This is a genomic window from Bradyrhizobium sp. USDA 4341 (genome assembly GCF_054063755.1).
On sequence record NZ_JBSSGO010000002.1, the window covers coordinates 3036954 to 3057486 of the forward strand.

General features: G+C 65.5%; 22 protein-coding genes. 4 read left to right on the forward strand and 18 right to left on the reverse strand.

Annotation, left to right across the window (positions count from 1 at the left end):
* From phnK to phnG, 5 genes are read right to left on the reverse strand one after another with little or no spacing between them, the layout of a single operon-like run.
* A complete protein-coding gene (gene phnK / locus ACVIGB_RS20405; RefSeq protein ID WP_456721302.1) occupies positions 1-798 on the reverse strand; it encodes a phosphonate C-P lyase system protein PhnK in 798 nt (265 codons plus the stop codon).
* Positions 791-1675, reverse strand: coding sequence for an alpha-D-ribose 1-methylphosphonate 5-phosphate C-P-lyase PhnJ (locus tag ACVIGB_RS20410; RefSeq protein WP_456721301.1), 885 nt, complete (start codon positions 1673-1675; stop codon positions 791-793). Before ACVIGB_RS20410 ends, phnK begins: the two co-directional genes overlap by 8 nt.
* Positions 1672-2775, reverse strand: a complete 1104-nt coding sequence (locus ACVIGB_RS20415; RefSeq protein ID WP_456721300.1) for a carbon-phosphorus lyase complex subunit PhnI — start codon at positions 2773-2775, stop codon at positions 1672-1674. The genes ACVIGB_RS20410 and ACVIGB_RS20415 overlap by 4 nt, the downstream gene beginning before the upstream one ends.
* A 3-nt stretch (positions 2776-2778) precedes the next feature.
* The gene (gene phnH, locus ACVIGB_RS20420; RefSeq protein ID WP_456721299.1) at positions 2779-3387 is read right to left on the reverse strand and encodes a phosphonate C-P lyase system protein PhnH; all 609 of its coding nucleotides are present in this window, start codon (positions 3385-3387) and stop codon (positions 2779-2781) included.
* Positions 3388-3391: 4 nt separating this feature from the next.
* Positions 3392-3853 (reverse strand): phosphonate C-P lyase system protein PhnG, encoded by a 462-nt coding sequence (gene phnG, locus ACVIGB_RS20425; RefSeq protein WP_092124689.1) that lies wholly within the window; start codon positions 3851-3853, stop codon positions 3392-3394.
* Positions 3854-3969: 116 nt separating this feature from the next.
* On the opposite strand from phnG, the gene phnF reads away from it, so the two are divergent.
* Entirely contained in the window at positions 3970-4695 is a 726-nt protein-coding gene (gene phnF / locus ACVIGB_RS20430; protein WP_456721298.1) for a phosphonate metabolism transcriptional regulator PhnF, read from the forward strand.
* Positions 4696-4872: 177 nt separating this feature from the next.
* Here the strand turns inward: phnF and phnE (ACVIGB_RS20435) are convergent, their stop codons facing one another.
* From phnE (ACVIGB_RS20435) to phnC, 4 genes are all read right to left on the reverse strand, one after another.
* Positions 4873-5721: a phosphonate ABC transporter, permease protein PhnE gene (gene phnE, locus ACVIGB_RS20435; RefSeq protein WP_456721297.1), complete on the reverse strand. Its 849-nt coding sequence runs from the start codon at positions 5719-5721 to the stop codon at positions 4873-4875.
* Complete coding sequence (gene phnE, locus ACVIGB_RS20440) at positions 5718-6602, reverse strand: phosphonate ABC transporter, permease protein PhnE (protein ID WP_173641362.1); 885 nt, start codon at positions 6600-6602, stop codon at positions 5718-5720. The genes phnE (ACVIGB_RS20435) and phnE (ACVIGB_RS20440) overlap by 4 nt, the downstream gene beginning before the upstream one ends.
* Positions 6603-6683: 81 nt before the next feature.
* Positions 6684-7613: a phosphonate ABC transporter substrate-binding protein gene (gene phnD / locus ACVIGB_RS20445; protein WP_456721296.1), complete on the reverse strand. Its 930-nt coding sequence runs from the start codon at positions 7611-7613 to the stop codon at positions 6684-6686.
* A 75-nt stretch (positions 7614-7688) separates the two neighbouring features.
* Positions 7689-8504, reverse strand: coding sequence for a phosphonate ABC transporter ATP-binding protein (phnC, locus tag ACVIGB_RS20450; protein WP_092126925.1), 816 nt, complete (start codon positions 8502-8504; stop codon positions 7689-7691).
* Between the two features lie 209 nt (positions 8505-8713).
* On the opposite strand from phnC, the gene ACVIGB_RS20455 reads away from it, so the two are divergent.
* From ACVIGB_RS20455 to ACVIGB_RS20465, 3 genes are read left to right on the forward strand one after another with little or no spacing between them, the layout of a single operon-like run.
* Positions 8714-9352 (forward strand): chloramphenicol acetyltransferase, encoded by a 639-nt coding sequence (locus ACVIGB_RS20455; RefSeq protein ID WP_456721295.1) that lies wholly within the window; start codon positions 8714-8716, stop codon positions 9350-9352.
* A 23-nt stretch (positions 9353-9375) separates the two neighbouring features.
* Positions 9376-10548 (forward strand): alpha-D-ribose 1-methylphosphonate 5-triphosphate diphosphatase, encoded by a 1173-nt coding sequence (locus ACVIGB_RS20460; RefSeq protein ID WP_456721294.1) that lies wholly within the window; start codon positions 9376-9378, stop codon positions 10546-10548.
* A gap of 20 nt (positions 10549-10568) precedes the next feature.
* Positions 10569-11258, forward strand: coding sequence for a DUF1045 domain-containing protein (locus ACVIGB_RS20465; protein ID WP_456721293.1), 690 nt, complete (start codon positions 10569-10571; stop codon positions 11256-11258).
* 8 nt (positions 11259-11266) lie between these two features.
* Here the strand turns inward: ACVIGB_RS20465 and hemC are convergent, their stop codons facing one another.
* The 9 genes from hemC to ACVIGB_RS20510 all read right to left on the reverse strand — a co-directional run bounded on the left by hemC (position 11267) and on the right by ACVIGB_RS20510 (position 20441).
* Positions 11267-12277 (reverse strand): hydroxymethylbilane synthase, encoded by a 1011-nt coding sequence (gene hemC / locus ACVIGB_RS20470; RefSeq protein WP_456721292.1) that lies wholly within the window; start codon positions 12275-12277, stop codon positions 11267-11269.
* Positions 12278-12342: 65 nt separating this feature from the next.
* On the reverse strand, positions 12343-12963 hold the full coding sequence (gene pncA, locus ACVIGB_RS20475) for a bifunctional nicotinamidase/pyrazinamidase (protein ID WP_456721291.1): 621 nt from the start codon (positions 12961-12963) through the stop codon (positions 12343-12345).
* Positions 12963-13781: an aspartate dehydrogenase gene (locus ACVIGB_RS20480; RefSeq protein WP_456721290.1), complete on the reverse strand. Its 819-nt coding sequence runs from the start codon at positions 13779-13781 to the stop codon at positions 12963-12965. Before ACVIGB_RS20480 ends, pncA begins: the two co-directional genes overlap by 1 nt.
* Entirely contained in the window at positions 13781-15199 is a 1419-nt protein-coding gene (locus ACVIGB_RS20485) for a M20/M25/M40 family metallo-hydrolase (RefSeq protein WP_456721289.1), read from the reverse strand. Before ACVIGB_RS20485 ends, ACVIGB_RS20480 begins: the two co-directional genes overlap by 1 nt.
* 143 nt (positions 15200-15342) lie before the next feature.
* Entirely contained in the window at positions 15343-15831 is a 489-nt protein-coding gene (locus ACVIGB_RS20490; RefSeq protein ID WP_456721288.1) for a Rid family hydrolase, read from the reverse strand.
* Between the two features lie 19 nt (positions 15832-15850).
* Positions 15851-16258, reverse strand: coding sequence for a c-type cytochrome (locus tag ACVIGB_RS20495; RefSeq protein WP_456749380.1), 408 nt, complete (start codon positions 16256-16258; stop codon positions 15851-15853).
* Positions 16258-17850, reverse strand: a complete 1593-nt coding sequence (locus ACVIGB_RS20500) for a flavin monoamine oxidase family protein (RefSeq protein ID WP_456721286.1) — start codon at positions 17848-17850, stop codon at positions 16258-16260. Before ACVIGB_RS20500 ends, ACVIGB_RS20495 begins: the two co-directional genes overlap by 1 nt.
* 123 nt (positions 17851-17973) lie before the next feature.
* Positions 17974-18726: a 2-amino-5-chloromuconate deaminase CnbZ gene (gene cnbZ, locus ACVIGB_RS20505; protein WP_456721285.1), complete on the reverse strand. Its 753-nt coding sequence runs from the start codon at positions 18724-18726 to the stop codon at positions 17974-17976.
* 494 nt (positions 18727-19220) lie between these two features.
* Positions 19221-20441, reverse strand: a complete 1221-nt coding sequence (locus tag ACVIGB_RS20510; protein WP_456721284.1) for an ABC transporter substrate-binding protein — start codon at positions 20439-20441, stop codon at positions 19221-19223.
* Positions 20442-20533: the final 92 nt, after the last annotated feature.

A 20533-nucleotide genomic window follows, 5' to 3' on the forward strand; every position in this document is an offset into this window, starting at 1 on the left:
TCATGGCGGAAGTATCGAGGAAACGAGCAGCTGCGTATAGGGCTCGCGGGGATCATCGAGCACCTGGTCGGTGAGACCGGTCTCGATGACGCGGCCGCCTTTCATCACCATCACGCGATGCGACAGCAGGCGCGCGACCGCGAGATCGTGGGTCACGACGATGGCGGCAAGGCCGAGCTCGCTGACGAGATTGCGCATCAGGTCGAGCAGGCGCGCCTGCACCGAGACGTCGAGGCCGCCGGTCGGCTCGTCCATGAACACCAGCCGCGGCTCGGTGACGAGGTTGCGCGCGATCTGCAGCCGCTGCCGCATACCGCCCGAATAGGTCTTCGGCGCATCGTCGATGCGACCGACATCGATCTCGACCCGATCGAGCCAGGTCGATGCGGTGTCGCGGATCCGGCCGTAGTGATTCCAGCCGACCGCCATCAGCCGCTCGCCGACATTGGCGCCGGCCGAGACGCCCATGCGCAATCCCTGCGCGGAATCCTGATGCACAAAGCCCCAGTCAGTGCGGAACAGGAAGCGCCGCTCCGCTTCGCCGAGCTCGGCGAGATCGCGCAGCAGGCCGTCGCGCATCCGGTAGGACACCCGCCCCGCGCTCGGCGCGAGCTGCGCGGAGAGCAGTTGCAGCAGCGTCGACTTGCCCGAACCGGACTCGCCGACGATCGCCAGCACCTCACCGGGATAGAGCGCGAAGGAGACATCGCGGCAGGCCGGGAGCCGGCCGTAATTCTTGGCAAGCCCCTCGGCCACCAGCAACGGCTGATCGTTGTCAAGGCTCGAGAGCTCAGACATGCGCCTTCTCCTTGTGCGGCGCCGCGCTCTCGGTGCCGTGATAGCCGGCGGCCTGGCGCTGCTCGCAGAAGTCGGTGTCGGAGCAGACGAACATCCGCCCGCCCTTGTCGTCGGTGACGATCTCGTCGAGATAGGAATTATCGGCGCCGCACAGCGCGCAGGGCGCATCAAAGCGGTAGCGCGTGAACGGATGATCCTCGAAATCCAGCGAGACCACGGTGGTGTAGGGCGGGATCGCGTAGATGCGCTTCTCGCGGCCGGCGCCGAACAGCTGCAAGGCCGCGCAATTGTCCATCTTCGGATTGTCGAATTTCGGCGTCGGCGACGGGTCCATCACGTAGCGGGCATTCACCTTCACCGGATAGGCATAGGCGGTCGCGATGTGGCCGAAGCGCGCGATGTCCTCGTAGAGCTTGACGTGCATCAGCCCGTATTCGGCGAGCGCGTGCATGCGCCGCGTCTCGGTCTCGCGCGGCTCGAGGAAGCGCAGCGGCTCGGGGATCGGCACCTGATAGACCAGCACCTGTCCGGCGTGCAGCGACGCTTCGGGAATGCGGTGCCGGGTCTGGATCACGGTCGCGTCCGTCGTCGAGGTCGTGGTCGCGACACCCGCGGTCTTGCCGAAGAACTTGCGGATCGAGATCGCATTGGTGGTGTCGTCCGAACCCTGGTCGATCACCTTCAGCACGTCGTCGGGGCCGAGGATCGCCGCCGTCACCTGTACGCCGCCGGTGCCCCAGCCATAAGGCATCGGCATCTCGCGGCTCGCAAACGGCACCTGATAGCCGGGGATCGCGATCGCCTTCAGGATCGCGCGGCGGATCATCCGCTTGGTCTGCTCGTCGAGATAGGCGAAATTATACGTCGGCGCGTTCATTCCGCGGCCTCCTGCAGTTCGACGGCTTCGTTGGCTTCCGCGAACTCCTGCCGCAGCTTGCGGAGCAGGCCGAGCTCGGACTGGAAGTCGACGTAATGCGGCAACTTCAGATGCTCGACGAAGCCGGTCGACTGGACATTGTCGGAGTGCGACATCACGAACTCCTCGTCCTGCGCCGGCGCCGCCGCCTCCTCGCCGAGCTCGCGGGCGCGGAGCGCGCGGTCGACCAGCGCCATCGACATGGTCTTGCGCTCGCTCTGTCCGAAGGCGAGGCCATAGCCGCGGGTGAAGCACGGCGCCTCGGTGGTCGAGCCCTTGAACTGGTTGACCATCTGGCACTCGGTGAGCTCGATCGAGCCGAGCGGCACGGCGAAGCCGACGTCTTCGGCTGAGAATTCGACCTCGACCTCGCCGAAGCGGATCTCGCCGGCGAAGGGATGATTGCGGCCGTAGCCGCGCTGCGTCGAATAGCCGAGCGCGAGCAGAAAGCCCTCGTCGCCACGCGCCAGATTCTGCAGCCGCAGATCGCGATCGGCCGGGAAGTTCAGCGGCTCGCGCGTGAGGTCACCGACCGGCGCATCGGCGTCGGCCTGCGGCGACGATTCGATCAAGCCGTCGCGGCCGAGAATGTCAGTGACCCGCGGCGTTGCCGCCTGCGAGGCTTCCGCGGTCATCGGCTGTTCCGGCACAAAACCTTCCGCAAGCTGCGGATCGAGCAGGCGATGGGTGTAGTCGAAGGTCGGCCCCAGGATCTGGCCGCCCGGAACGTCCTTGAAGGTCGAGGAGATGCGCCGCCGCACCTGCATCGCGCCGGTGTTGACCGGCTCGGTGGCCCCGAAGCGCGGCAGCGTGGCGCGAAAGGCGCGAACCAGGAAGATCGCCTCGATCATGTCGCCGCGCGCCTGCTTGATCGCGAGCGCCGCCAGCTCGCGGTCGTAGAGCGAGCCTTCGGTCATCACGCGGTCGACGCCGAGCGCGAGCTGCTCGGAGATCTGCGCCAGCGTCACCTCGGGCACATCGCGATCGCCGCGCCGCTCATGCGCGAGCAGACGATGAGCGTTCTCGATGGCGCGCTCGCCTCCCTTGACGGCTACATACATCGCTCACACTCCGCTTGCGATCAGCCGCGTGGTGCGCGGGATCGCGACAATCTTGTCGTCATGGACCAGCACGACGTCGATGCCGCGCGGGAACAGCGCTTCATTGATCGACAGCCGCTGGAACAGGTCGCGCGGCTTGATCATCGCCTGCAACACCGCGCTGCCGTCGATGCCGGGCCCCTTCAGCTCGAAGGCCGGCCCCTGCGTCAGGCCGTCGACCTGCAGGATCAGCGTGGTCGACCGGTCAGGATATTCGCTGCTGCCGAACGCGAAACGCTCCAGCGCCGGCAGGTTCGCCGCATCGCCGATCAGCGCAAAGCTCGCGATCACGGAATCCGCAACCACCGGCGCGCCGGCGTGAAACTTCAGCCAGCGGGCGACGTCCGGCGTCGCCGACATCGCGGCATCGAGCCAGATCGGCGTATCGTGATCGAACAGTGTCAGCGCGATCGCGGCCGCGCCGCGCATCATGCCGGCGGGCGTTCCGACGCTTGCCGCGACGCGCTGCACACTGCCCGGGCGCGCCATCGCATCCATCACGGTGCGGAACGTAGATTGCGCCGACAGCACCTTGTCGGCAAACCCTGCGGGCATTTCGGCAATCGTCGTCATTGCATCATCCCTCACCGCGCACCATCGTGTAGAAATCAACCCGCGTCGCCGCGGTCTCCGCGGCCTTGCGGGCGCGTTCGGCATTCATCGCGACACGCAGCGGCGCGATCACCTTGGCCTCCACCTCGCCGGACAATTCCGCCGACTGCACCATGGCGTCGCACAGCGCGATCATCTGCGCCTTCCGCGCATCGCGGCCGAGCGTGTAGCCGAAGCCGACCTCGCCGGTCGCAAGCCGCACCGCCGCGCGCGACACCGTCGCCTCGCCGAGGTTGAACGGCGCACCGTCACCGCCGATCCGCCCGCGCATCATCACGAGGCCATTTTCCGGCTCGCGCAGGTTCTCATGCGTGGGCACCGCGATCGCCGCCAGCCTGCCTGCGATGTCGGCCGCGGCGGAGTGCGCCAGCACCGTCATCGCGGCCTTGCGCTGGGCCTGTTTGCTGTCCGGTCCGGTCGAATTCATGGTCGAATTCATGGGCAACCTTGCTTGCATCAAGTTGTCTATGATAATAGACAACTTGATAGCCGAGCGCCATGACTGTTTCGTGACAAATCGAAGATTTCTGGTATCACCGCGCCATGAGCATGCAGGAAAGTTCCGGCGTCGCCTTGTGGCGGCAGGTCGCTGACGGCATCGAGCGCGGCATCGCCGACGGCCGCTTTGCTGCGGGCGAAAAGCTGCCCGGCGAGATGGAGATCGCCGACACTTACCGGGTCAACCGCCACACCGTGCGGCGAGCGCTCGCCGCATTGGCGGAGCGCGGCCTGGTGCGCGCCGAGCGCGGCAGCGGCACCTATGTCGAAGCCCAGCGCCTCGCCTATCCGCTGCGTTCACGCACGCGATTTTCGGAGATCGTCGGCGCCGGCGGCCACGAGCCGCGCGGCCAGCTGATCGATGCGAGCAGCGACGTTGCCAACCGCGAGATCGCGCGCGAGCTCGGCCTGAAGATCGGCGCGCCGCTGATCCGGATCGAGGCGGTGCGGCTCGCGGACCGGACGCCGATCTGCGTTTCCACCACCTGGCTGTCGGCCGAGCGCTTTCCCGATGCCGGCAGCGTCTTCGCCGACGTTCGCTCGATGACGAAGCTGCTCGGGCACTACGGCGTGAAGGATTACCACCGCGCCTCGACCCGGATCACCGCGGCGATTGCCGATGCGACCGACGCCGCACGGCTCGATCTGCCGCTGGGCCGGCCAGTGCTGGTGGTCGACGCGACCGACGTCGATATGCTGGACCGCCCGCTGGTGACCAAGCGCTCGCGCTTTGCCGCCGAACGCGTGGAGTTCCTGGTCGAGAATAGCTGATCTCTCGGCTCCCTCGCCCCGCTCTTGCGGGGAGAGGGTTGGGGTGAGGAGCTGCCTCCGCGAATCCGACAGATGTGAGCACGGGGACACACCCCTCACCCGGATTGCACCGGACGATGCTTCGCATCGCCGAGCGCAATCCGACCGCTCCCCGCAAACGCGGGGCGAGGTGACCTCCTACACCACTGCCCGTTGGCCGATGATGGCAAAGCGCAGCTTGCTCGAGATGAAATCGATCGCGGCGACCGCGATCAGGATCATCAGGATCAGGAACGACACCTTCTGCCATTCCAGCACGCGGATCTGCTCGGCGAGCTGCAGCCCGATGCCGCCGGCGCCGACGATGCCGATGATGGTGGCCGACCGGGTGTTCGATTCGATGAAGTAGAGCACCTGGCCGGCGATCACCGGCAGCACCTGCGGCAGCAGGCCGAAGCGGATTTCGTGCAGCGCGTTGCCGCCGGAGGCGCGGATGCCCTCGACCTGCTTGCGGTCCGCCGCCTCGATCGCCTCGGAGAACAGCTTTCCGAACGCGCCAAAGTCGGAGACCATGATGGCCAGCACGCCGGCGAACGGGCCGAGGCCGACGACGTTGATCCAGACCAGCGCCCAGATCAGCGTGTCGACGCCGCGGATCGAATCCAGGAAGCGGCGCACCGGAAAGCGGATCAGGTTGGAGGGGATGATGTTGCGCGCCGCCAAGAGGCTGACCGGAAGCGCGAAGAGCGCCGCAAGCGTGGTGCCGAGCAGCGCGATCGACAGCGTCTCGCCGAGCGCCTGCATGTAGAGCGGGAACGACGCGCCGGGGTTCGGCGGGATCATCATCATGGTGATCCAGCCGAGCTGGCTCATTCCCGAGATCAGCCTGGACGGCGAGAAGTCGAGATCGACCAGGCCGTATGCAAAGATCGCGAGCGCGGCCACGATCGTGGCCGGCATCGCCAGCCGCGCCGACGCGGGGCGTTCGAACACGCCGGGGTATTTCGCACGCAAGTCCGCGGTGTCCGGCTTCGGCAGCTGGCTCATCGCCGGGTCTCCTTGCCGAACAGCCGGCCGCGCAGCCAGCCGGTCGAGATGTCGATGATGAAGACGGTGACGATGATGGTGACGAGGATCGCGCTGACGTCGGAATAGTAGAACTTGCGGATCGCGACCACGAGCTCCTGGCCGATGCCGCCGGCGCCGACGAAGCCCATCACCGACGCCTCGCGGACATTGATCTCGAAGCGCAGCAGCGCATAGCTGGCGTAGCCCGCCGAGACCTGCGGCAGGATGGCAAAGCGCATGCAGGACAGCCAGCTCGCGCCGGTGGAGCGGATGCCCTCGACCGGCTTCATGTCGGCATTCTCGACGATCTCGGCGAACAGCTTGCCGAGCGCGCCGGTGGTGTGGATCGCAATCGCCAGCACGCCGGCCATCGGCCCGAGGCCGAACGCGATCACGAAGATCAGCGCGAACACGATGCCTGGCACGGTGCGGGCGAATTCGAGCAGGCGACGGACGGTAAAGCGCACCCACGGTCCCGGCGAGGTGTTCTGGGCGGCAAAGAAGTTCAGCGCAAAGGCAAACACAGCACCGGTCAAGGTGCCGACATAGCTGATCAGGAGGGTCTCACCGAGCAGCCGCAACCATTTCTTCAGGCCCCAGAACCATTCCACCGGATCGGTCCAGACCCGCGCACCGGAATCCAGCGTCAGGATGCGGTCGAAATAGCTGACGAAGTTGCCGAAATAGGTGAAGAACGTGTGCAGGTTCACGTCGGCGCCGAGCGCCGCGATAAACAGCGCCGCGCAGAACACCGCGGCCGCCACCGTCGCCTTCAGCCGCTTGCGCGCGACCGCCTTGCGATAGGCATCGTTCAGCGTCGCCAATTGCTGCGCGGGAAGGATGGAAATGGCGGTCGCCATCGATGCGGGCCAGTCTGCTCGAGGGGTGAACGAAAAGGGCCGGGTTGTCGAAACCCGGCCCAATTCAGCGGCGACGTGCGATCAGGAGCCCTTCTTGCGCAGAGCGTCGACGAACTTGATCAGTTCGATGGTCTTGTCGTAGTCGGCGTTGGTGACCGGCTGCCACGGACGGTTCTTGCCGTCGGACAGCTTCTTGAAGGCTTCCGGATCCTTCGTCGGCATGTCGAGGAAGGCCTGCTTGATCTTCGCCTTCATGTCGTCGGGAAGACTCTCGAGATAGGCGTAGGGCGAGTTGATGATCAGGTCGGACTTCACGATGATGCGGAAGTCTTCCTTCTTCAGCGGCGTGCCGTCGCTCGACTTCACCATGTTCTTGGCGAGCATGCGGGTCAGGTTGGAATCGTCGTCGGCATTCCACCAGTTGGCGGCGACGTCGACGGTGCCCTGCGCCAGCGCCAGCACGGCGTTCTCGTGGCTGCCGGTGAAGACGACCTTGGAGAAATAGGTCTCCGGATCGATCCCCATCTGGTTCAGCTTGAAGCGCGGCATGTTGTTGCCGGAGGTCGAGTTGGGATCGACCAGGCCGATATTCTTGCCCTTGAGGTCTTCGACCTTCTGGTACGGGCTCTTGGCGAGCACGTAGAACACCGAATAATAGCCCTTCGAACCGTCGGCATTGACGTCGATCACGAACGCGTCGGTCTTGACGCCGGTGAGGCGGGCGCGGGCGAACGACGCCGGGCCGTAGTAGCCGATGTGGATGTTACCGGCGCGCTGGCCCTCGATGACGGCAGCGTAGTCGTTGGCGACGCGCAGGGTCACCTTGATGCCGAGTTCCTTGGACAGATACTCGGTGAGCGGACCGTAGCGCTCGGTGACGCCGGAGCCGTTTTCGGCGGGAATCACCGCGAAGGTGATCTCCGGATACTTGGCCTTCCAGTCCTCGGCCGAAGCCGATCCTGCGAATGCCAGCGCGGCGGCGCCGGCCAGAATGATGCGACGAGTGATCATATTACCCCTCTTTGGTAGTTACGCCTGTTGGCCGGGCGAAATGCCCGGTTGCCCTGTTTTTCGAAAATGCGCCGCTCAGGCCGCGGCTGCGGTGCCGAGCGCCGGAGCAGTTGCGCCATCGGGCACGGGCAGCGGTGCCGCGCCCATGACGTCATTGGCCTCGAGGTCGTAGAGCTCGCGGGCAATATGGTCGGTCAGCGCTGCGGGGGCGCCGTCGAACACCACGCGACCCGCCGCCATGCCGATCAGGCGATCGCAATAGGTTCGCGCCAGGTCGAGCGAGTGCAGGTTGCAGAGCACCGTGATGCCGAAATGCTTGTTGATGCGCAGCAGCGCGTCCATCACGATCTTGGTGTTGCGCGGATCGAGCGAAGCGATCGGCTCGTCGGCAAGAATGATGTCCGGCTCCTGCACCAGCGCGCGGGCAATCGCGACCCGCTGCTGCTGGCCGCCGGAGAGCTGGTCGGCGCGCTGCGCCGCCAATTGGGCGATGTCGAATTGCTCAAGCGCCGAGAGCGCGAGCGCCCGGTCCTGCTCCGGCCAGACCTGCGCCAGCGAACGCCAGGACGGAATCTGCGCCAGCCGGCCCATCAGCACGTTGGTCAGCACGTCGAGGCGGCCGACCAGATTGAATTGCTGGAAGATCATCGCCGAGCGCGCCCGCCACTGCCGCAGCGCCTTGCCGCGCAGCGCGGTCACATCAGTGCCTTCGAACAGGATGCGGCCGGAGGTCGGATCGGCGAGACGGTTGATCATCCGCAGCAATGTCGACTTGCCGGCACCGGAGCGGCCGATCACGCCGACAAAGCTCCCCGGCGCGATCGAAAAGGACGCATTGTCGACTGCGGCTTTTGTACCGAACCGGCACGTCAAACCTTCCACCACCAGCATGTAATGCTCCAACCGCGTCGCGTTGAGCCATCGCTATCCCCGGTGTTTAACAGTTATGTGACGTGACGTTGCAGTGCGGCGATCGTCCACACCCCTCCCTGCCGTTCGTTTGACGTCATCGTAACGTCATGATGTTGTCATCAAGCGTCCCGATGACGAGCCCGCATCTCCCCGGAAGCCAAAGATTTACAAGATTTGCGGAGGCCCTGATGGCCGGAAAAACACTCTCGGTTGTGCCGACGATCGACCCGACTGCGTCGGTGCGCGAGAGCAAGCTCGGCAAATATACCGAGGTCGGGGCGCGCACGACCCTGCTTGAAGTCAGCATGGATGACTATTCCTACGTCGTGAACGACAGCCAGATCACCTACACTTCGATCGGCAAGTTCTGCTCGATCGCGGCGATGACCCGCATCAATCCCGGCAACCACCCGATGCATCGCGCGACGCAGGCGCATTTCACCTACCGCGCCAGCGCCTATTTTCCCGGAGAGAGCGACGACACCGACTTCTTCAACTGGCGACGTGCGCATCACGTGCATATCGGCCATGACGTCTGGATCGGTCACGGTGCGATCCTGCTGCCGGGCCGGAACGTCGGAACCGGCGCCGTCGTCGCTGCCGGAGCGATCGTGACCAAGGATGTCCCCGCCTACACCATCGTTGCCGGTAATCCGGCGCGTCCGGTCAAGCGGCGCTTCTCCGAGACAACAGCGGATCGCCTCACAGCGCTCGCGTGGTGGGACTGGGATCACGAAACACTTCGTCGTGTCCTGCCCGACTTCCGCACGCTCGCTGTCGAGGAATTTCTCGACAAGTACGAGACCGAGGCCGTATCCCAATCATAGAATCAATAACGGAGCGCCGTATCGTGACGGACATTTTTATCGAAGGCGGACGCACGCTGGTTGACGGCGCCTTGGTCGAGACCTCGCTGCGGACCTCAGGCCGCGACATCGGCGCTCTCGACGCCGAACAGGGCCGCGCCGCGCTCCACATCAATGCCGGCGGCCTGCTGGTGCTGCCCGGCATCATCGACCTGCACGGCGATGCGTTCGAGCGGCAGATGATGCCGCGCCCCGGCGTCGACTTCCCGACCGACGTGGCGCTGATCGACAGCGACCGGCAGGCGATCGCCAACGGCATCACCACCGTCTTCCATGGCACGACCTGGTCGTGGGAGCCCGGCCTGCGCAGCGCGGAGAATGCGCGCAAGCTGCTCGATGCGATCGAGGCGCTGCGGCCGCAGCTCGCCGCCGATGCGCGCTTCCACCTGCGTCACGAGACCCACAATCTCGAAGCCGAAGCCGAGATCATTCAATGGCTCACCGAAGGCCGCATCGACCTGTTCGCCTTCAACGACCACAGCAACGTCAAGCCGAAGAAGCGCAACCAGCTGGCCGAACGCACCGGGCTCTCGCTCGAAGCCGTCAACGACATGCTCGATCGGATCGTGGCGCGCCGTCCCGAGGTACCGGCCTCGATCGCGCGACTGGCGGCCGCTGCGCGTGCGGCGAACATTCGGATGCTCTCGCACGACGACAACAGCCCGGCGATGCGCCAGGAGTTTCGCGCGCTCGGTGCCACGATCGCCGAATTCCCCGTCAATGAGGAGACCGCGCGCGATGCCGCCGCCGCGGGCGACTTCATCGTGTTCGGCGCGCCCAATGTGGTGCGCGGTGGCAGCCACACCGGCTGGACCAAGGCATCCGACATGATCGCACAGGGCCTCTGCTCGGTGCTGGCGTCGGACTACTATTATCCGGCGCAGCTGCTCGCCGCGTTCCGCCTCGCCGCCGATGGGATCCTGCCGCTTGCCAAGGCGTGGGATCTGATCTCGTCGGCGCCGGCACGCGCGGCAGGGCTTGCCGATCGCGGCGTGATCGCTGCGGGCCGCCGTGCCGACATCATCGTCGTCGACGACAAGGTGCCGCTGCGGCCGCGCATCGTCGCCGTGATATCAGCCGGACGGCTGGCGCATCTGGCGGACGCGAGCTGCCTCGTTCATTCGCTCGCATCACGCAAAACGGTTGCGGCAGCATAGTCAGGACCTATTCTGCCGCCATGGCCAACACTCCGCGCTACGCGATCTATTATGCGCCGTCACCCGACAGCGCACTGCACCGCTTCGGCTCGACGCTGCTCGGCTATGACGCCGTGTCAGGCGACGACCTGCCGTTTCCCGATGGCGTTGCGCCCGACTGGCGCGAGGTGACGGAGGATCCGCGCAAATACGGCTTTCACGCCACGCTGAAGGCACCCACTGCGCTTGCCGATGGCAGGAACGAGTCCGAGCTCCTCGATGCCTGCGCTGCCTTCGCCGGCCGCGCGCGGCGCATTCCGGTGATCGAACCTGTTGTCGATGCCATCAGCGGCTTCATCGCCGTGATCCCGGCGAGCCGCTCCGATGATCTGCAACAGCTCGCCGCCGATTGCGTCACCGAATTCGACACCTTCCGTGCGCCGCTGACGCCGGACGATCGCGCGCGGCGCAAGCCCGAGCGGCTCACGCAGCGGCAGCGCGACTATCTCGATCGCTGGGGCTATCCTTATGTCATGGAGGAATTCCGCTTCCACATGACGCTGACCGGACGGCTGAGCGACGAGCGGCGGGGCCCGATCGTGGCGCGGCTGCGCGAGCGGTTCGCGGCGATCGACCTTGCGACACTCGCGATCGACCACATCGCGCTGTTCAAGCAAGTGGATCCAGCTTCTCGCTTCCGCATCATCGGCAGCTGGCCGTTGCGGGCGTAACGGCAGCGCTACTCGTCCACCCGGGTCCGGGCGATGATCTCGGCGGCACCCTTCGCGAGCAGCTCCATGCCGACGGCGCGGCCGAGCTCGCGCGGCCGGTCCGCCGGTCCGCGCCGCGTCACCTCGATGAAGCCGGCGCCGGCCTCGTCGAGCACGGAGGCGCGCAGCGTCATCTCGTTTCCGGCGAGCGTGGCGTGGCCGGCGATCGGCGAATTGCAATGGCCGTTGAGCACCCACAGCACCTCGCGCTCGGCCTCGGCGGCAAGCCGCGACTGCACGTTGTCGATCCCGGCAAGCCGAGCTCGCGTCGCCCAGTCGGTCTCGACGCATTCGACCGCGACGATGCCCTGACCGACCGCCGGCAGCATCTCGTCGACGGAGAAATCATGCGCGATGCGCGCGGTCATGCCGATGCGCTCGAGGCCGGAGCGCGCCATCACCAGCGCATCCGCCGGCCCCACCTCGCCGCCATCGGGCAGACGCTGCTTGGCACCGCGATCGAGTTTTGCAATTCGCGTGTCGGCGGCACCGCGGAAATGAATGACCGTCGCCTCCGGAAACAGCCTCCGCAGATAGGCGGCACGGCGCACGGCATTGGTGCCGATCATGAAGCCTTTGCCGCGCGAGGCGCGAAACGCATCCAGCGTCAGGCCCGGCCGCAGCACGAGGCTGTCATTGGCCGCATCGCGCGCCAGCATCGCGGCGAGGACGAGACCCGGCGTCTCCTCATTGCCCGGCACGTCCTTCAGCGAATGCATCGCGGCCTGCAGCGTGCCGGCGCGCATGGCTTCGCGGATCTCGGCGACGAAGGCGCCGCCCTTGCCGCCGTGACGCAACAACTTGCTGGTCTGGTCCTGATCGCCGCGGGTCTCAAACTTGACGATCTCGACGGCAAGGTCCGGCGCCGAGGCGCGCAGCAGCCGCGCGACCTCATCCGTCTGCGCGAGCGCCATCGCGCTCTTGCGCGTCCCTATCCGCAAAACCTGTCCCGACACGAAAGCTCCGCTGCGCGTGATCATCAACGGCTGGGGATTAGAACAAAAGGCCAGTCAAAACAATGGTTTTTGCCCCGGCCCGGCCACGCTCAGGGAATCTCCTCAACGAGCGCCACGCCGGCCTCGCGCATCGCCGCGGTGGCGGAAGCAAGCGAACCGCCGAGATCGATGGCGCGGCCGCCCGGCAGCACGACCGCGGTCTCGAACCCGAGCCGCCGCGCATCGAGCGCCGAATACTGCACGCAAAAATCCGTCGCGAGCCCGGCCATCACGACGCGCTTGAGGCCGCGCTCGCGCAGATAGCCGGCGAGCCCGGTCGGCGTTGTCCGGTCGTTCTCGAAGAACGCAGAATAGGAATCGATCGCGACCCGAAAGCCCTTGCGGATCACGAGTTCGGCCCGGTCGGTTTCGAGCTCGGGATGAAACGCGGCGCCCGCCGTGCCCTGGATGCAATGATCCGGCCACAGCGTCTGCGGCCCATAGGGCATGCTGATCGAGGAGAACGGCGCCGCGCCCGGATGCGAGCTCGCAAACGAGCTGTGGCCCGCCGGGTGCCAATCCTGGGTCAGCACGACATGGTCGAAGCGCGCGGCGAGCCGGTTGACGACCGGCACGACGGCATCGCCGTCGGCCACCGCCAGCGCGCCGCCGGGGCAGAAATCGTTCTGCACGTCGATGATCAGAAACAGATCGTCGGGCCCGATCTTCATCACGTCCCGATCCGCAACGACGCGCGCAGCTTGCGCAGGCAGGCGATCACCGACAGCGCCGTGATGCGGCCGGTCTTCGGATTCTCCGAGGGGATGTTCTCGATCATCATCGAGAACCGCGCGGAATCGGAATCGACCTCGATCCGATGGGTGTTGCGCGTCACCGTCGGATCGGCCCAGATCTCGACCCTTGTGCGGTCGGGGCCGATGCCGGCGAGCGACAACGCCACCGCGACGTTGAGATTGGCCGGAAAGCCCTTTGCCGCGTCGCGCGCGCTGCCCTCGAAGATGCGCAGCGGCTCGGTGATGTCATCGATCCGGATGTTGTTCTCGAGCAGATGCGGCGCGCCGACGAGGCCCGCGACCGGCTTCCGCGTCACCAGCCTTGCCGAATGGATGGTCCCGACCGCGGCCGCGGTCACGGCATCGAGCCCGATCAGCGCGCCGGTCGGCACGATGATCTGGCCGCCATGCGCCTTCGCGAGGTCGACCAGGTCTTCGTTCTGCAACAGCGCGCCGACGCTGAGCACGACGGCGGTCTTGCCGCGCTCGACCACCGGCGCCACGATCGAGCGCACCAGCTTGCTCGGCGCGCACTCGACCACAATGTCGGCGACCTCGGCAAGCTCATCGATCGGCACCAGCTTCGGCGCAGACTCGAGCCCCGCGACCCAGCCGCGGTGCTTGTCCGGGCTGTTCGCGGACACCGCAACCAGCGTCAGGCCCTCGATGCCCTGATCGAGCGCCTTGACGATTTCGGTGCCGATCGCGCCGAGGCCGGCGACCGCAACCCGCATCCTTGCCTTGTTGTCAGCCATCATTTCCCGCCGGCGAGCATCTTGACCAGGCGATAGAGATACTCCTCGCCCTCGTAGAACGATTTGACGAGCACGCGCTCGTCCTTGCCATGGTTCCTGTTGTCATCGACATCGGATCCGAGCCCGGAATGACCATAGGTCGGAATCCCCGCGTTGCGCAGATAGCTGCCGTCGGTGGCGCCGGTGCTCATGACCGGGACGATTTCGGCATTCGGCCAGAACTCCTTCGACAGCTTCTCGACCGATCCCATGATCTCTTCGTTCAAGGGCGACGGCGGGCTCAACACGGCTTTGCCGGTCGGGGTCACTTCGATCTGCTTGTCGGCGAGCACGCGCTCGATCGTCGCCTGGACGCCTTCGACCGGCTCGCCGGGCAGGATTCGGCAATTCACCTTGGCAGTTGCCAGCTGCGGCAGCGCATTGATGGCATGGCCGCCCTCCAGCATGGTCGCGACACAGGTGGTGCGGAGCTGCGCGTTGTAGCCGGGATTCTCCGACAAACGCACCAGCGCCGCCGGGTCAGGCTGCGGTGCCAGGATCGCCTTGATATCGTCGGCATGCGACTTGTCGACCTCGGCGGTCTTGGTGAAATAGATCCGCGTGGTCTCGTTGAGATTCATCGGGAAGTCGTAGTTGGAGAGCCGCACCAGGCCTTCGGCGAGCCGATAGATCGCATTGTCCTTGCGCGGCAGCGACGAGTGGCCACCGCGATCCTTCACGGTGAGCTGGTAGCCGATCGAGACCTTCTCGCTGGTCTGCACGCTGTTGCGGATCGCCTTGCCGTTCTTCAGGCCGACGCCGCCGCCTTCATTGAGCGCGAACTCGGCGTCGATCAGGTCGCGGTGGTTCTTGATCAGCCACTGCATGCCGAGACCGTTGGCATCGAGGATCTCCTCGTCGGTCTCGAGGGCGACGATGATGTCGCGGTCGGGCTTATAGCCCTCCTTCTTGTAACGGATCAGATTGGTGATGAAGGCGGACGCCATGTATTTGTCGTCGCTCGAGCCGCGGCCATAGAAATAGCCGTCCTGCTCGGTGAGTTTGAACGGATCGACCGACCAGTCCTCGCGGAGGGCGGGGACGACGTCGATATGGGCGACCAGCAGGATCGGCTTGCGCGCACCGGAGCCGTGCAGCCGTGCCACCAGATTGCCCTTGTGCGGGGCGGGCGAGAACACGTGGACGTCGCCCTCGGGAAAGCCCGCCGCGCGCAGCCGCGCGCCCATCGCCTCCGCCGCCTTCTGGGTATCGCCGGTCGCGGTGGTCGTGTTGATCTCGACCAGCTCCTGGTAGATGCCCCGGGCAAATTGCTGCTGCTCGGTCAGTCCCTGCGCGCTGGCGCCGGACGCGAGCAGGAGCGGAGCGAACGCTGCCGCGATCTGCAGCGATCGAACCATGTTTCGGGGCCTGTGCGACATCGTGCTCTCCCAGAATTCCACCACCTGATTGGAGATGAATTCAGACAGGCGGCACGCGCTTTGGCAAGACGGCGAGCCCTTCAATTTCCGCGCGCATGCTCCGCGCTTTCGCGCACGCTATTTGGAGTCCTTATTTAGTGTCCTTATTTAGCCTCCTTGGCCGCAATCACCTCGATCTCGACCAGGAAGCCGGGATTGGCGAGCGCGGCGACGCCGACCACCGAGCGCGCCGGCAGGTTCGGCTGACTGCCGCCGAAGAACTGGGTGTAGCCCTCCATGAAGGCCTTGAAGTCCATCGGCGCAGCCGTGTTGTGCACCAGGAACACCTGCATCTTGACGACATCGCCCATGCCAAGCCCCTGGCCTTCCAGAACCGCCTTGATGCGGTTGAGCACGCCGACCGTTTGGGTCTTGGTGTCGCCATAGGCCTGCGGGCTCGACGGATCGGCATCCTTATTGACGACCGGCGGCACCTGGCCGCTGACATAGACCGTCGTGGTGTTGCCGGTGACCGTCACCGCCTGCGCGATCGGGAATGTCGAGTTGGGAATCGGATGCCTGACCACGTCAGCCGGGGCAGCGGTCGCCATCGCCGACAGCGCGGCGCCCAATGCGATACCGATGAATTTCATCGAACTCTCTCCAAAGTGGTTAGCGGCGGGCGTCCTGGACGTCCTTGGTCGTCACCGCGTCCTGATAGGTGTTACCGAAGTGCGTCCGCAGATAGTTCACAACAGCGGCGACTTGACCATCGGTCATCATGTCGCCGAACGCCGGCATGCCGCGGCGGCCGTTGACGACGAGGTAGATCGGATAGCTGCCGGTTTCGAGATTCTTGTTGCCGGCGAGCGAGGGATAGGTGCCGGCGCCGCTCGCGCCCGTCGCATCCGGCATGTGGCAGCCCTGGCAGACATTGCCGAACAGCTCCTCCCCGGTCATCTCCACGAAACGGTAGCCTGAAGAGAAGGTGCGCTTGGTCACCCCGCTGTCCTGCCCGAGGGCCGCTGTCGCCGACAGCACTGCCAACGCCGCGATAACCGATGTTCCTGTCCGCACCATCATGTCTTCACCACGCGTTCGTGCAACCGGGTAATCGCATCGAGCGCGGACAGGATGGCGCCCTCCTGCCAGGCCGGCAACTGCGAAGCGTGCTCGCCCGCCAGCGCGATGCGGCCGTCGATCTGGCAGAGATTGCGGTAATGCTGCGCCCGCCCGGCTTCGGTCCATTCACCGGCGCAGCCGAGCGTGAACGGCACGCGATGCCACGCCACCGCGACACCATTCTCGAACTCGCTTTTGTACTGCGGGTGGATCTTGGCGCCGAACTCGACCGCGCTGGCGACCCGCTCGGCCGGCGTCATCGCCGTGAACTCGAAGGAATTGGCGCCCTCGTACAAATAGGCGCCGAGCAGGACGCCGCGGCCGCCGCGGTTGAAACCATAGTTCGGATAGCCGATGTTCCGGATCGGCAGATCGGTGTAGCTGATACCGCCATAGATCGCCTCATCCTCTTCCCAGAACCGCCGCTTGAACTGCAGCCCGACCTTCACCGAGGCGGCGTAGGGCAAGGAATCGATCGCATTCTTCATCGGCCCGCTGACGTCGAGCGGCAGCTGGCTCAGGATCGGCAGCGGAATGGTGCAGATGCACCAGTCGGCGGTCGCCTGCTGCACCGCGGATGCACTGGCGGTGTCGACATAACTCACGGTGACGCCGGAGCCGTTCTGCTGGATCTGCGTCACCTTGGCGTTATAGCGGATGAGATCGCCGACCTCGCGCGCGAACGCCTTGCCGATCATGTCCATGCCGCCGACCGGCTGGAACATGGTGGTCTGGAAATCGTAGCGCGCATAGCTCTGCAAATAGCGCCACATCCGCGACCGCAAGAGCTCCTGCAGCGAGATCGGGTCGCTCGGCAGCGGATCACCCATCAAGCCACCGCCGGGATCGCGTGCATAACCGCGGAACTCGGCCGAGCCCAGGTTGGCATTGTACTTGTAGTCGCGATCCAGCGCGCCCCAGTCGCGCAGCGACTGCAGCAGGATCTCCTGATCTTCCTTGCTGACGAACTCGTCGAGCCTGCCCTGCTGGCTGACTTTCGCGAGCAGTTCCGACACTCCGCCTTGGAAATCCGCCTTGATGCTGCGAAAGCGTTGCGGCTTGCCGTCGAACGCACGCGTCGCGTGCAGATAGGCATTGTGGTTGAGCTGGATGAAGGGTTCCAGCGCCACGTTGAGCCGGCGGCAGTAATCGAGCAGCGCGCGGTGATGATAGGGAATCCGCCACGGGCCGGGATTGAGATAGAGCCCCTGCTCGAACTGGCAGGTCTGCTTGAAGCCGCCGAGCTCGGTAAAACTGTCACCGCCGCGGATCGACCAGTTGCGGCCGCCGGCGCGGTTGTTGAATTCGAGGATCTGGACCTTGTAACCGGCCTTGCGCAGTTCCAGCGCCGCCGTCATGCCGGCAAGCCCCGCGCCGAGAATCAGCACCGAAGCGCCCTTCACGTCGCCCGTGAGCTTGAGGGGCCCCTTGTAGGCGGACTCGGACGCGAAGCCGAGGCTCGTCATCGCCTGATACATCGCCGAACTGCCGGCGATGGTCCCGATCAGCGCCAGCAAATCCCGCCGCCTGATCACAGATTGGTTCTGCACCCGCGTTCACCCAGCCGCTGATTTCGATGGCGAAGGGAAACGGTTGACGCGACGCATGTCAAGAAAGGGCACGCGCTTACACATGTGCCCACACGCGCTTTTGATGCAGCACGCGACCGACCATCACACTACGCGTTCGAGTTGCACACGCCGGCAATCCATTTCATAGTCGAGTCCAACCACCGGCGGCCGGTCGAAATGCCAGGTCAGGCCGTTGCGAAGCACGCCACGGCGGCCGAGCTCGCTTTCGAGCACCGGATAAGCGTCATGCACTGTGTAGAGCTGTACCGCCGTGGTGTCGCGCCAGGAGGCGCCGAACGCGCTCATCCGGCGTTCCATCTCGCCAAGCACGAATTTCGCCTTCGCCAGGATGCCAGCCGGGCTGGTATCGCCGAGCGCGACAGTATGATCGCGATAATTGGCCTTGCCCTCGACCGACTCGCCGCTGCCAGCGACGACGAAGCTCGTCGGCGCGTCCTTCGCCGCCGGCACCGTGTAGCAGAAGGCGTGGAACGACGGCTCGGCGGGCGGATCGAGCTTTGGGCAGACATTGCTGCGCGCCACCGGATTGACGCCGTCGCGCATCACGCCCCAGGCGATCAGCGTCTTGATGTAGATCTCGTTGAAGGCCGTGAACCCCGCCTCGGTGAACGGCGCCGGCGAGCGCAGTTCGCAGGCCGCGAAAGCGGTCAGCGGACGGCCCGCGTCCCTGATGATCTCGGCTATCCGTTCAAAGCCTGCGCTCAGGGGTACCGGTTCGGAGAACCTGACCCGCTCGATGGCATAACCGGGCAGCGCACCGACGCCGCAGGAATACTGACTGACGCCGGGCATGAAGCGGTAGCCGCCGTCGGGAGCCTCGATGGTGTTGGTCATGGTGCCTCTCGATGTGAGCGCCGTGCTACGGCCGCCACGATTACGTTCCGCTTGATTTCATCACAGCCGTCGTCCGTGCGAAAGCAGGGACCCATACTCCGCGGCGGATGTTGTTAAGGGGACTCGTCGTTCCAGCGGCGCGCAACAATAACCATTCGTGGTTGTGGGTCCCTGCTTTCGCAGGGACGACATCGAATGCTGAAGAGGGCGCAGCGAAAGCGAAGGGGCTTGCGCCGTCGGGCAACTCAGTGGCGCGCGTGAGGGACGCACCGGCGGCCGGGTTCCCTCCCCCTTGCGGGGGAGGGTTAGGGAGAGGGGTGCCACACGACGGGCTCTCTCCGAATTCGTCACAGCGATGAGTGAACGCGATTGCGCGGTTGGTGCCCTGATCGTTCAGCTCGCCCGGGGCCACCCCTCTCCCCACCCTCTCCCGCAAGGGGAGAGGCAGCCTGAGAGACGGGCTCACCTCACAGCGTTCTGCGGCGCCTCCCGCTCTAATGCGCCTTGGCGACGTAGGGGCAACCGCCTTCATCGAGCGGACGGAAGGCCTGGTCGCCCGGCACCGTCGCGAGATATTCGTAGAGATCCCACTTGCTCTTGGACTCTTCCGGCTTCTTGATGCGCATCAGATACATGTCGTGCACCATGCGGCCGTCCTCGCGCACCACACCGTTCTGGGCAAAGAAATCATTGACCGGGGTCTTGCGCATCTGCGCGATCACGGTCTCCGAATCCACCGAGTTGGTCGCCGCGACCGCCTTGAAATAATGCCGCAGCGCCGAGTTGACGCCGGCCTGGTAGGCCGTCGGCATCGCGCCATGGCGCTTGAAGAATTCCTGGGCGAAGACGCGGGTCTCGGGCGTGCGATCCCAATAGAAGGAATCGGTGAAGAGCAGATCGTGCGCATGCGCGAGGCCAAGCGCGGGCACGTCGGTGAGCGTCACCTGCAGCGCGACGAGCTGCATGCTGGCGCGGATGTTGAACTCGTCGGCCTGCGACACCGCGTTGCGGAAGTCGGAGCCGGCATTGGCGAGCGCCAGGATTTTTGCGCCGGAGGACTGGGCCTGCAGCAGGAAGGACGAGAAATCGGCGGTGTCGAACGGATGCCGAACCGCGCCGAGCACCTTGCCGCCGGCCGATGTCACGGCCTTGCTCGCGTCGCGCTCCAGCGCCTGGCCGAACGCGTAATCCGCCGTGAGGAAGAACCAGGGCGAGCCGCCGCGTGCAACCACGGCCTTCGCCGTGGCGTTCGAGGAGGCATAGGTGTCGTAGGTCCACTGCACGCTGGTCGGCGAACACTGCTTGCCGGTGAGGTCGGATGAGCCGGAGCCCGAGATCAGAAACAGCTTCTTGCGTTCGCGCGTCACGGTCTGGATCGCGAGCGCCACCGCGGAGTTGACGCCTTCGGCGATCACGTCGACACCCTTGTTGTCGATCCAGTTGCGCACGATGCCGGTCGCGACGTCAGGCTTGTTCTGGTGATCTGCCGAAATGATCTCGATCTTGCGTCCGGCGACCTTGCCGCCGATCTCCTCCGCGGCCATTTGCGCCGCGATCACCGATCCCGGGCCATTGCCGTCGGAATATTGCCCGCTCATGTCGGTGATGATGCCGACCCGCAGAACACCGTCCTCCGCGCGCGCTCCGCCGGCCGCAAAGGAGAGACACATCGCGGCGATTGCGACCAGGACATGCGAGCGTTTCGTGATGGACATTTCGTTCCCAAAGGTTCGGATGGTTCGGACGAACTCCTGAAGCAATCAGGGATCGCCGACAACCCCGTGGCCGGCATGGCGCCCTGCGATTC